This is a genomic window from Arenibacter arenosicollis (assembly GCF_014397245.1).
Taxonomy (GTDB): Bacteria; Bacteroidota; Bacteroidia; order Flavobacteriales; family Flavobacteriaceae; genus Arenibacter; species Arenibacter arenosicollis.
In genome coordinates, this window is sequence record NZ_JACLHY010000001.1 from 201781 (window position 1) to 215567 (window position 13787).

Here is a 13787-nt window from a genome sequence, read left to right on the forward strand (position 1 = left end):
ATTTTAATTTTGTGTCCCAATAATCTTTCACCTCATTCTAACTCCAAAATATCCCTTTAGGAATAGTGTAGTCCTTCTATGATTCTTATTCTCCCAAATCATATACCTGAGCCTGATCGTTGTTGTAGGTGACCAACAAATAGGGCCTACCGTTCAAATCTATCATATTTAAATGTCTTACCGATTTAAATTGCAACTCCAGACCTATTTTGTTGCCCAAAATTACATCATTTTCATTTTTTATCAGGGCTCCTGAAAAAGAATCCAACCTCCCGTGATAGGGCTTGATTCCAAAATAGTTCCCTGCTGCCAAAATCTCTGTACTTCCGTCCTTATCAAAATCATATTCTAAAAATGCCCTTATGGGAGCAACCTGAAGTTCCTCCTTAAAGGGGACAAAGGAATATTTACCACCATTATTCTCCAAATAACCGGATTGCAGGGTATTTACCTCTAAAACAGTACTACTCTTTAGGGCCTTTTGATCCAAAATCTCGGTTATGGGTTTTCCTGCAAAGGCCTTATAAGTGGTAAACTTCTTTCTTAGGCCTACCATTTGGGCAGAAAGTTCATCCAAACCTTCCAATGGATAATAGTCACCATTTTTTTCTGTGGCCACAATGGTCTCGGTACTGCCGTTCTGGTCGAAGTCCGAATAAATCATTTTCATGGGATAATCATGTGAAGCCTTGAACTTAGTGTTGTTCCCCCAATTTCCCAGTAGATAATCCAGATCTCCGTCCTTATCAATATCAAAGGGTATTATGCATTCCCAAAGTCCATTGTAACTATTATCCAATAGCACCTGCTCCGTAAGCTGACCTTTGTTGTTCTTATAAAATTTTGGCGACATCCACTCTCCTACAACAATTAAATCCAATGTTCCATCATTATCAAAATCGCTCCAGACCGCATCCGTTACCATTCCGGCTTTTTGCAGTTCCTTATTTTCCACGATGGAGAATTTACCCCGATCGTTCCTTAGCAAATAGGAATTTGGGATATTGCCAAAATCGTTCGTTATAGCATTATTGCCAACAAATAAATCCAGATCTCCATCATTGTCAAAATCACATTCCCGTACTACTGCCGCATTTTCAAAAAACTCCGGGAATTCACTTGCCTCAAAACCCGTTTCATCTTGAAGATAATAGCTATCTGTTAAGGGAGCCATCTCATTGTAAAAGTCGGCTCCTCCACTTCCTATAAAAAGATCCTTTTTACTGTCATTATTTAGGTCTGCTATAATGGCGGTAACATCTTCCTTTATGGAGTCGGTGGCAATATTTGCAATCCTTTTTTCCACATAAGTGGTATCGCCCTGCAGAAATATTCTTGACGGAATGTATTTGGAACCTCCAAAAAATAAATCCTTTTTTCCATCGCCATTTAAATCACCCGTAGCCAAGGCTGGACCACGATCGGATATTTGATATGGGATTAATTTTTGTCTATTGATATCCAAATAATTATCTTCCTCATGGGTAAAATTGATGCCCAAGTTACCTTCCACCTTATTAAATATCTTCTGGGATAAAGGCCGTAGCAAATTATAATTGAAGGGTTTGGTGTTTTCCGGGGAAATAATCAAGGATTGATTTACCGCAACCTCTTTTAAAACCTGATAGGTCCTATTTGGCCAAACTATTTTTAATGAGTCAATCTTGTCCTGCTTTCCAAAACCAAAATGAACCATAGGTTCCGATGAGGCTTGGAATCCCCGAACGGTATACAATTCCTTATACTGTAAATTTCCATTTAGATAGGCAAAGACTTTGGTGCCAATACCGAACTTATTCTTGGCGGTATAATTAAACCTCAATTTTATATAGTTGGCCTTGGCGTCCGTTTTGTTGATGTACAAAGCTGTTGGACTGTTTAGTGTATTGATTATCAAGTCCAGATCGCCGTCATTGTCCAGATCGGCCATGGCCGTAGCTCCTGAAATAAGAGTATCCTTTACCGTCCAAATCCCGGACATATCCTTATATTTCACATCTTCCCCTCCCTTAAAAATATAATTATGGGTCACCCCTGAAGGCATCATATTCAAGGCCTGCTGATCCACCAGTTTAGTATTGCTAAGCTTATTTTTAATTTGTTCATCAGAGGCGAATTTTATAAAGTCCAGATCGTTAGGCCTTTTTGGAATACCATTGGAAATAAAAATATCCTGTTCCCCGTCCTGGTCGTAATCCCCAAATAATGCACTCCAACTCCAGTCGGTAGCTGCAATGCCACTTTGGATCGCCGTTTCAGCATATGGAGTATTTTGTTGGTTTACAAACAACATGTTCCTCGAATATTGGTAGTGGTATCCAAATCGGTCTACCCTTAATATTTGAGTTTGGGTAAGGTCATCCCCTTCGGAAGATTTTAGAACCTTTTCGTCTTCGGGAAGCATGTCCAAAGAAATTAGATCTGGCCATCCGTCATGGTTTATATCGGCAACATCGTTCCCCATGGAAAACTTGGTAGTGTGCCCAAAATATTTGCGTAATTGTTCAGAAAATGTGCCATTTCCATTATTGATATAGTAATAGTCATCCTCGTGAAAATCGTTCCCAACATAGATATCAGGATATCCATCCTGATTAAAATCCGCCACGGCAATACCCAATCCATATCCGTTGGCGCCACCGTAAATTCCGGCCTCTTCACTAACATCTACAAATATTCTCCCGTCATTGCGCAAAAGCCTGTCCCCCGACTGTGCATTTCTCTTTTCCCTTAGTTCGGCCTTCCCATAGGATTGCTGTGTATGTACGGCATGGTTCAGTAGATACATATCCAAATCCCCATCCAAATCGAAATCAAGCAAAGCGGCAGAACTGCTGTAAGTATCAAAATCGAGACCAAATTCAGCTGCACTTTCTGTGAAAGTATTATCTCCGTTATTTATATAAAGTTCATTCTGCCCATTAAATCCATTTATACCAACTACCGAGCAAACGTAGATATCCAATAGTCCGTCCCCATTTATGTCGCCCATTATGGCCCCGGTGTTCCAAGTACTATTCCCAGAGATACCCGCAGTTTCGGATATGTCCCTAAATTTCAAGTTCCCCTCATTAAGGTATAATCTATTTTTTACCTGATTACCGGACAGGAAAATATCGGGCAGCCCATCCCCATTAATATCACCAGTGGCCACTCCTCCGCCATTATAGAAATATAGGTAATCCAGAATGTTCAGATCATCGGTTTCTGTAATGGTATTCCGAAAGTCTATCCCCGTTTCACTTGGTGATGGGTTCCTAAAAATTTCACCTTCCTTAGAGCCACAACCATATAGAAGCACTGCACATAAAATATATAATGTAACTTTACTCATCCAGCGCAAATACTTTTGGTTTGTTATCATTAATGGCAACAATGACGTATCGTTTTCCATTTTTATCCTTGAACTGTTCTATATTTTTCACTTCCTCTTTAATAAAAAATCCACTTTCATCGTAATTTTGCCATTCAAAGTCGAGCTTATCATTTCCTAAAAGTATACTTCCAAAATTGGCGTCAAGGCGTGAATACTGAGGTTTGAATTCAAAATTATTACCGCCCATTATTAGATCTAAATAACCATCATTGTTGACATCGGCACATGTAATACCGCAAACACACGACAATTGTACTCGCCCGGGCAATTTCTTAATGGTAAATTTCCCACCTCCTTCATTTATTGCGATTACGGATTCCTGTACGGTACCTTCCTTGACAATAGTATTGTTAAAGTTGTCATTTGAAAATAATTCGTCAATTGTCCTTTTGGCATATTCGGAGGATTTAAGGTTCTGCTTTTTTAAGGCTACCATTTGCGTAGTCAGTTCCTTCTTTTGATGAATGGGATAGTCTTTTCCTTCAAAATTACGAGTGGTAATCTGTTCTATGGTCCCATTGTTATCAAAATCATTCACCCACAATTTCATGGGGTTGGCTTTGGAACAAGAATAGGGTACATTACTCCCCTGATTTCCCAGAATTAGATCATAATCCCCATCATTGTCCAAATCCTCGGCACTTATAGCATTCCACCATCCGCTTAGGCTATCCAATGCTGTGTTTATTTTTGATAATCGCTTACCGGAGTTTTTATAAATTATAGGCTTTCCCCAATCGGCAACGGTTATTAAATCTTTCTTTTCATCGCCATCGATATCAACCCAAATAGCATCCGTTATCATCCCTGCTTGTTTGGTATCGTATGCCAAACGTTCCGTGGCATCACCAAAAGTTCCGTCGCCGTTATTTTCCAGGAATAAATGGTCAGGATCCAAGCCATAATTTCCAACAACACTTCTGGACCCGATAAATACATCCATATCACCGTCATTATCAAAATCTTGGGGAGCGATTACTGCAATATTTTTAAAGGTACTTGGCAAAACTGCATTTGAAACTTCAAAAATTCCCTTTCCATTATTAATATAGAGCCTTGCCCTATACTGTTTTTCATCTCCTACCTGATTTCCTCCATTTCCTACCATAAGATCCATATCCCCATCAACATCTACGTCCAAAAATGCTGCAGCGGTATCCTCCAGAGCCTCATCCTTTTCAAAAGCTTTTTGTCTGGTAGGCGTTAATGCACCCTTACCATCATGAAGATAGAGTACTCCGGCCTGGTTGGCTCCGCCTCCAATAAAAACATCTTCATTACCGTCACCATTTACGTCGGCTACCGTTAGTGCCGGCCCTTCCTGGGAAAGCATTTTAGATATTAGACCCTCGTAATCAAAGTCGTTGTAATTATTCTCTTTGTGCACCAAGAGTTTGGAATTGCCCAATTCTCTGAGAAGTGGATTCGCAATTGTTTTTTTATTGGGAACAAATATATCCTGGGCTTCAGAATTTTTAAGGGTCAGGAATTGATTTGCCTTAATATTATTAAATTTTTGGGTACGATCATCCGGCCATATTACCTGCATGGAATCTATGGTGGCATTCTTGCCCAAACCAATGGTCATAACATAATCTACAGAGGATTGAAACCCTCTGGAAGGCATCAATTCCTGTACTATGACCTGATTGTCAAAAAAAAGTTTCACCGTGGTTCCAATGGCAAATTTATTGCCACCGCTACCTTCAAATTTTAATTTGAGATAATTGTTTTCCGACTTTTTATCGCTGTGATTCTCATATATAAAAGCTTCAATATTTACATTATTGACCACAATATCCAAATCCCCGTCATTGTCCAAATCTCCGTAAGCGGCACCGTTGGACATACTGGGCAAATCCAGTCCCCACTTTTTGGTTTCATTGGAAAATGTAATATCACCTTTGTTCCTATAAGCGTAATTGGGTTGTGGAGCTATGGGCATTTTCGCAATGATGGAGTCAATGGATTGTTTCTCACCGGTAAGCGCCATTTTCTGGATAATTTCATTGGCAAAAAAGTCCACAAAATCCAGATCTGTCAAATCGTGATTTATACCGTTGGTAATGTAAATATCCTTTAATCCATCGTTATCCATATCAAATAATAGACCGGCCCAGCTCCAATCGGTTTTGGCAACCCCACTGTAATAGGCTACTTCGGAAAACGAATTGTTCCCATTGTTCAACTGCAAGGTATTTTGAATGTACTGTTGGTAAAAATCCTTACTCTGCTTTAATTTAAACACATTGTAACCCTCAAACTCCATAACCGATTTTACCCTTTGATCCCCCTCTGGAAGCATGTCCGTAATAAAGATATCGGCAAAGCCGTCATTGTTTATATCAGCCATATCTATACCCATGGCCGATAAACTTAAATGGGAGGTCCATTGTTCTATTTCTTCCTTGAAGGTCCCATCTTTTTGATTAATATAGAGGTAATCCCTTTCATAAAAATCGTTGGAAACGTAGATGTCCGGATAGAGATCTCCATTGATATCACTGACCATGACCCCTAATCCAAAACCAATTAAACTACCGTAAATACCAGCTTCTTCGCTAACATCCACAAATTTTCCGTTATCATTTCTAAGGAGCATATCCCCTACACCTTTAAATATATCAGGAACTCCTGCCCAATCCTGGGCCCTTACCTCTCGCTGTTCAGCATAGCCCAAACTACTAACGGGCACATTACTGTTATTTAAGATATAGGCGTCCAGATCGCCATCCTTATCATAATCAAAGAATGAGGCATGAGTAGAAAAACCGGTCTTAGCCAAATTGTACTCAGCTGCCTTTTCAGTGAAAGTATGGTCTCCATTATTAATATATAGATCATTATCATGGTTATTGCCCTCCATATTTCCGGCATTACTAACATATAGGTCCAGAAATCCGTCATTATTAATATCTACCATGGTTACCCCTGTAGACCACGGCTTGTTGCCTTCTACCCCTGCCGCGGCAGAAATGTCTTCAAATTTTAAGCCCCCTTTGTTCAAATACAACTTATTGGGGACCATATTTCCGGTAAGATATATATCAGGAAGGCCATCGTTATTAATGTCGCCAATGGCAACGCCTCCTCCATTGTAGAAATTTCTGTATTTAAAAATGTTAAAATTTTTCTGGTTTACCACTTTGTTTACAAAGTCGATTCCCGTTTTTTCGGAAGCCAACAAGGAGAATAAAGTCTCCTCCTTCAGGTCAGTTGTTTTATCAACTTCTTTTTTTTGGGAACAAGAACCCAACGATAGCAATACCAATAAAATAAGGCTTACCCTTATATTTAGTTTACCCATATATATTCGTGATTATATTTAAGAAAGCCTTAAAACACCTTAATAGTATTCTATGCCTTTTCACCATTTTTAAGATTTAATCCATTTCCCACCAATTTTTATCTACGTGCATTAAGGAATAGTAGTTTCTGCAAAAAAACTATATCATTCATTACAATTCATAAGATTTAAAATGGTTAAACAGACTGGTATCTAAAGAGAGAAAAATCAAGTTTTAAAATTTAAGACCAAGATAACTAAAGTTCAATAAATTACATTGCCGGCACTGTTAATAATTGATATTTTTTTGCGTTTCTATGATAGTAATTTGATATTTCTTTGAGGATGATTTTGTGATATATTAATTATGCTTGCAGTATATTATAAATAATCCAATATATTTAGCCAATCAATTAAACTTTATTCATAATGTTAGGAATTCTTTCTTTTGTGGGCTTTACCCTTTTGGTTGCCCTTATTGCCTATCTAGCTACCCGAAAAACCGATGAAAGTTCCTCTGACGGTTACTTCTTGGGAGGCAGAAGCCTCACCGCCGGAGTAATTGCGGGTTCATTACTACTTACCAACCTTTCCACAGAACAAATAGTTGGTCTTAATGGAAGTGCCTATACGGACGGTTTATCTGTTATGGCATGGGAAACATTGGCGGCTATTGCCATGGTGGTCACTGCCGTTTTTTTATTACCCAGATATTTAAAAGGAGGACTTACCACAATTCCCCAATTTCTAGCGAAGAGATTTGATGTTACTACAAAAACCATTACCTCAGGGCTGTTTCTTACAGGATATGTGGTAGTATTATTGCCGGTTATCCTGTATTCCGGATCGGTGGCAATAAGCGGAATGTTCAATGTTCCTGAACTTTTGGGTGTTTCCGAAACTACGGCCTTAGTACTATGTATTTGGGGAATTGGAATAATAGGTTCTATATATGCGGTTTTTGGAGGATTAAAGGCCGTAGCTGTTTCGGATAGTATCAATGCTGTTGGTCTTATCGTTGGAGGTATACTTATCCCAATTTTTGGTTTGATGGCTATTGGGGACGGAAATATGTTTACTGGTCTTGACAATCTAATTACCTCGGATGCCGCAAGATTCGACTCAACAGGTGAAACGGGACAGGAAGTACCATTTTCCACAATTTTTACGGGAATGATGCTTGTACAACTTTTTTATTGGGGTACCAACCAACAGATCATTCAAAGGGCTTTGGGAGCCAAAAATTTGGCAGAGGGGCAAAAGGGATTGTTATTGGCCTCTTTTTTAAAGATTCTGGGACCCTTAATCTTGGTGTTGCCAGGAATGATAGCCTATCATTATTTTGATGGTGGACTAGCATCCAGCGACCTTGCCTATCCAGAACTGGTGCGGGCCGTATTACCCAAACCCTTGGTCGGATTTTTTGCCGCTGTACTTTTTGGGGCCATTTTAAGTTCCTTTAACAGTGTTCTAAACAGCTCGGTGACCTTATTCGGAATAGACATCTACAAGCAGCATATAAATAAAGAGGCCCCTGAAAAAACGGTAGTTAAATACGGTAAGATTTTCGGGATTTGTTTGGCATTGGCTGCCATGTTCATTGCTCCCTTGATTGCCAATGCGGGAAGTCTTTTTAATTACCTACAGGAAATAAACGGTATATATAGTATCCCAATTTTTACTATCATCGTAGTGGGATATTTAACCAAAAGAGTCCCAGCCATCGCTGCCAAAATAGGCATCTTTTCAGGATCACTATTATATATAATAAGTCAGTTCATCCTTAAAGGTCAGTTCGTGGATAAGGCATTGGAATCGGCCAAAGCCTCTGGGATTACCGATCCTGCAGCATTGAAATTGGTGGAAGCAGATGCTTATCCGCACTATTTACACATCATGGCTATTTTATTTGTGACCAATGCGGCGATCATGCTTCTTATAGGTAAGTTTTACCCAAGAAAAGAAGCCTTTGAATTGGAATATACCAAGCAAGTTTCCATTGAACCCTATAAATATGTAAATCAAGTTGGGATCGCCATTTGCGTTATAGTAATTGGAATTTATATCTATTTTGCGAAATAATAAGATTCACAAGCCAAAAGGTGTTGTTTTACAACAAAGCAGATACCTTCCTTGACGATGATGGGTGTGGGATTAGGAGATAATCGACCTTTTGACCATAGAATAAACCGAAGGTTTATGAGCCATAGAAAATAAAAAGAGGGCTGTTCAAATGAACAGCCCTCTTTTACAATATATAATATACTTAAACTAAATTCTTAGTATCCCGGGTTCTGAACCAAATTAGGATTGGAAAGCAATGCAGTTTCTGGAATTGGGAAAAGATTCAAATTCGGATCTCCACTTACCTCCTTTAAGTTCCATGGTGCGGTGAATTTATCAAATCTTACCAAATCGTTCCTTCTCCAAAATTCTATATACAACTCCCTACCTCTTTCTGCCAGTAATACATCCTCGGTTACACTGGGCAAATCTGGAGTATTGGTCCTTGCTTGGCGCAATTCATTTACCATTGCCGTAGCGTCTCCACCCAAACGCATCATTGCCTCTGCTTTCATTAGATGGGCATCCGAATATCTAAAAAGAATCTGGTGCTTTCTAAAGGAGTTAATTTCTCCCCCGTCATTTGGATGGTATTTAAGAATTCGCATTCCTGCAGCTTCACCATTACCAACCAAAGAGGTCAATTCCTTGGTCAAAATTAGGTCGCCACCCTGTCTGTTTTTCAGTTTAGTACCATCTTCGTTGTATTGTTGGTTAATTAAAAAACCATACCCAAGTCCTAAATTAATATTGTTTGCATTGGAAGCATCAGGCACCCAGCCTCTTCGTTCTTCCTGGCCATCACCCACATAATTGGAGTTGGGAGCACCTTCAAAAGAGTCATAGAATTCGGCCAATGTGGAAAATCCGTTCCAGCCTCCACCAGTATTATCCGGAGAGTTCATATTGTAATGCATACTATTCCAAATTCTGGCTCCAATATCACTCTTCAAGTAAAATATGGTCTCGTTATCATCCGAGGATTCAAATATTTGAAAATATCCCGTTTCTATGCCAAAACCTTGAGCCGCAATAGCGTCTACCGCATCAATAACTTTTTGCATATTTGCGTTATCAACGGTACCTCCATTATAGATATGGGCATTTAGGTACATTTTCGCCAATAAGAAATTTGCAGCCGCCTTGGTTGCGGTGCCTGTATTAGCTGTTCCTGGACTACCATCGGGCAATCCCGGCAATGCAGCCAACAAATCGCTCTCTACCAAACTAAAAGCCTCACTACGGGTCAACACTCTTGGGTTGACCTCAGGTCCTTCATCTACTTCCCTAAAAGGTACGGAACCAAAAAAGTCCACTAGAAAAAACATGTTGAAAGCCCTAAGGAATTTAGCTTCCGCCAAAACCGCTGCGTCTGGGTTACTTTCAATAATCTCGGAGGCACGAAATACATTCTGATTTAAATTGTTCCATGCATTCTTTATAAATAAATGCGCAGGAGTCCAGGTATGTGTGTGTAACTGTCGCCAAATTCCGTTATCTCCCCAGTCGGTTCCCCGTGTTGGAATCAACAGTTCGTCCGTTGTTACTTCAGACATGGCATACATGGTTTCTTGGGTTGCAAAATCCCCTCCTACTTTGTTATAAAGGTCACTAAGTGAAGATGCCGGATTAGCCACTGGCTGAAAACCACCGCCGGTTGCCTTAGTTATGATCGAATCCGTTTCTTCTATCTCCAGATTGGTACAGGCTACAAGGCCTACCAATACAAATATGGAGCCGAAAACGGGTTTCATATATTTTTGTATGTTCATAATGCTATGATTAAAAAGTTACGTTAAATCCTAATGTATATGTTCTTGGTCGTGGGAAAGCACTGTAATCTATCCCCGCTATAGGTAAACCATTTAGTAGGGCAGCACTGGCTGGTGCTACACTAACTTCAGGATCAAGACCACTATAATCCGTAATCACAAAAAGGTTCTGACCTGTAAGACTTAGTCTCATTGACTTGAACAAGCCTTCCTTTAATGGAACATCATACGAAATTGATGCTGTCTGCAATCTTACAAAATCTCCTTTTTCCAAGAATCTTGACGAAACCGATGCTTCAGCAAATCTACCTTCCTGTCCGGCCAATTCCACTACATTCTGTGTTACGTTATTACCACTACCAATAGCACCTCCGGTAAAAAAGGCGTTGGCAGTATTGTTGTATATATAGTTTCCAAACTGACCATTGAAATACATGGATGCAGACCAATTTTTATAATTGGCACTAGTAGAGAAACCTCCTGTGATATCTGGAAGGGCACTCTTACCCAAAAACTGTTGATTATCCACACCACCTTCATGAACAGGGTTTCCGTTAGCATCGAAGCCTGTAAACTTCCTTAAATAAAAGGAATACAAAGGTTGTCCCGAAGCCAAGCGTTGTGCAAAGGCATTGGACAATCCCGCACCTCGAATTGTTCCTGCGGCAATCTCTCCATCAAAATCGGTAATTTCGTTTTTGTTGTAGGAGACATTAAAACCAGCGTTCCAACCAAAATCCTCTCCCTGTAAAATATCATAATTAAGGGAAAATTCAGCTCCTTGATTCAACACTACTGCATCCAAATTTTGGAAAAACGTAGGTTGAGGTGAAGGCTGTGCTGCTTCTATATTAAGCAGTAAATCCCTGGTTTCCTTTCGGTATACATCAATTGACCCACTAAAGCGATCATTGCCAAACCCAAAATCCAGACCTGCGTTGTACTGTGTAGTTTCCTCCCATTTTAAATCGGGATTAGCAAACTCAACTGTAGAAATTCCAGGCACACTTACTGCCCCACCATCGCCAATGTTTGGATCTCCATTTGTAGTTGTGGAATATCGCTCCCTTCTCGCGAACCTACCATAACCCAAACCATCCTGGTTACCAGTAATACCGTAGCTTAACCTAAGTTTTAAGGTAGACATGGCATCGCCCATGAAATCCTCCTCATTGATTTTCCAAGCAAAGGCTGCAGACGGGAAAATACCATAACGGTTATTCTCACCAAAACGGGACGAACCATCGGCCCTAACCGTTGCAGTAAACAAATACTTACTTGCTATGCTGTAATTGGCACGGGCAAAAAATGATTGCAGCTCATCTGTGTTATCAAAAGTATTGGTAAAAACAGATTTTACAGGAATACTTACCTCTCCCAAAAAGTCCGTTTTCGGATCAGGGAATAGTCGGTTTACAAAAACATCGGCATCACCTCCAGAAGCATACCCATATTGTTGGTAGGAGCCTGTGATCATAGACTCCAACTTATTGGCCGCGTTTGTAAGGTCCCTGGCCATATTATTTAAATTTGAAGTTCCATAACCCCAACCTTCAACATTTCTACCTTGGGTATTAAAATCCTGGTACGAGAATCCACCTAGTGCCTCCAATACAGAATTACCAAAGTCTTTTTTGTAGTTCAAGGTTAATTCCAACAGCCTATTTTCTAGATTAAGATCGTTAAGGGTACCTCTACCATTACCACCTGCACCACGACCTACATTAAAGGATTTACTTCCCAATTCAGCTTCTCGCGTAGATTCGGATTTATCATACCCCACAGTAACCTTTGCCGTTAAGTCTTCCACGATATCATAGGAGGCTGAAAAATTGATCAGAAAACGATCGGTGTAAGTTAAACTTTGCCAGTTCTGCAACAAATTCAACGGGTTGATTCTATCTCCCGGGTTGAATATACTATTAGCTGGCCAGGTAGGGTTGGCGGAGTAGGCAGAGCCCAACATATCCCCAGTGGACCCTGCACTACCACTTAACGGTGGTGCCTCGTCATTTACACGGGAAATGGTACTTTGCAAATCCAACCTTAATTTATCATCAAATACTCTTTGGGTAAGATTAACCCTTCCGGTAACCCGCTCTTGGGACGATTTTGGAACTATACCAAACTGCTTACCGTAGTTAAAAGTTGCCCGTACGTTACCTGAACCATAATTTTGGGAATAAGCAAGGTTATTATTGGTCGAAGATGAATTTCTAGTGACCAATGATTGCCAATCCGTATCATTCCCTAAATCTGTTGCAGTTCCACCAAAGGCAGAAACAGCTGATAAGAATTCGCTTCTATTCAATAAATCAAATTCACTGGACGGTGATGAAAAACTTAGGTCTGAAGAAAACTCCCAGGTACCTCCTTGAGCACCACCTTTACCACTCTTAGTAGTAATGATAACTACTCCATTGGCACCCCTAGAACCATAAATAGCGGTCGAAGAAGCATCCTTTAGGATACTCATGCTTTCTATATCATTTGGGTTCAAAAAGCTAAGTGGGTTTCTAGCAGAACTAGACCCTACACCAATATCCGTTCCTTCAGAAGAACTACCTCCAGAAGGAAGTGGAACACCATCGACCACAAATAATGGATCGTTGTTGGATCTAACCGAGGAAGTACCACGAATCCTAATTGAAACACCGGAACCAGGTTCCCCACTACCTTGGGAAATTTGAACACCGGCCGTTTTTCCTTGAATTAATTGTTCAGGTGAGGAAATAACACCTCCATTAAAGTCTTCCGAGGTTACTGCCGAAACAGCACCTGTTGCATCCTTAATAGTTGTAGTACCATAACCAATGATAACTACCTCTGCCAAAGCCTGGGCATCTTCCTCCATCATTATATTGATAGTGGTCTGGTTACCTACCGCCACCTCCTGTGTTTTGTAGCCGATATAGCTGATAACAAGGATGGAACTTGCATCCACATCACTAAGAGTGAAATTGCCATCAAAATCTGTTTGTGCGCCATTGGTAGTTCCCTTTACCACGACGCTGGCTCCCGGTAAGGGGCCAGTTGCATCAGATACAGTACCTGACACCTCTTGCGCCGATGCCATTCCGAAACATAAAAATGTTCCAAATAGCAAAAAGCTTTTGAGTAATTTAAGCTTCATAAATTAATAGATTTAATTGAGTTAGATAATAAATTGAGTTTAAAGTTCCTATTCCGAAGATAAATCATATAATTACGATATTTTGTTATATTTTTAATTTTAACACTGAAATATTACCGAAAACGTTTTAGTAGCCTTCAATATTTTCAAAAACGC

The 13787-nt window shown here is 39.9% G+C and carries 5 protein-coding genes; 1 reads left to right on the top strand and 4 read right to left on the bottom strand.

Annotated elements, in window-relative coordinates:
- Positions 1–85: 85 nt before the first annotated feature.
- Complete coding sequence (locus H4O18_RS00925) at positions 86–3334, bottom strand: VCBS repeat-containing protein (protein WP_187581223.1); 3249 nt, start codon at positions 3332–3334, stop codon at positions 86–88.
- Positions 3327–6683: a VCBS repeat-containing protein gene (locus H4O18_RS00930; protein ID WP_187581224.1), complete on the bottom strand. Its 3357-nt coding sequence runs from the start codon at positions 6681–6683 to the stop codon at positions 3327–3329. Before H4O18_RS00930 ends, H4O18_RS00925 begins: the two co-directional genes overlap by 8 nt.
- Before the next feature lie 408 nt (positions 6684–7091).
- Between H4O18_RS00930 and H4O18_RS00935 the strand changes: the two genes are divergently transcribed.
- Positions 7092–8744: a solute:sodium symporter family transporter gene (locus H4O18_RS00935; RefSeq protein ID WP_187581225.1), complete on the top strand. Its 1653-nt coding sequence runs from the start codon at positions 7092–7094 to the stop codon at positions 8742–8744.
- Positions 8745–8941: 197 nt separating this feature from the next.
- Here H4O18_RS00935 and H4O18_RS00940 read toward each other — a convergent pair whose 3' ends face one another.
- Both H4O18_RS00940 and H4O18_RS00945 read right to left on the bottom strand, forming a co-directional pair.
- Complete coding sequence (locus H4O18_RS00940; RefSeq protein WP_187581226.1) at positions 8942–10498, bottom strand: RagB/SusD family nutrient uptake outer membrane protein; 1557 nt, start codon at positions 10496–10498, stop codon at positions 8942–8944.
- Between the two features lie 10 nt (positions 10499–10508).
- Entirely contained in the window at positions 10509–13631 is a 3123-nt protein-coding gene (locus H4O18_RS00945; protein WP_187581227.1) for a SusC/RagA family TonB-linked outer membrane protein, read from the bottom strand.
- Positions 13632–13787: the final 156 nt, after the last annotated feature.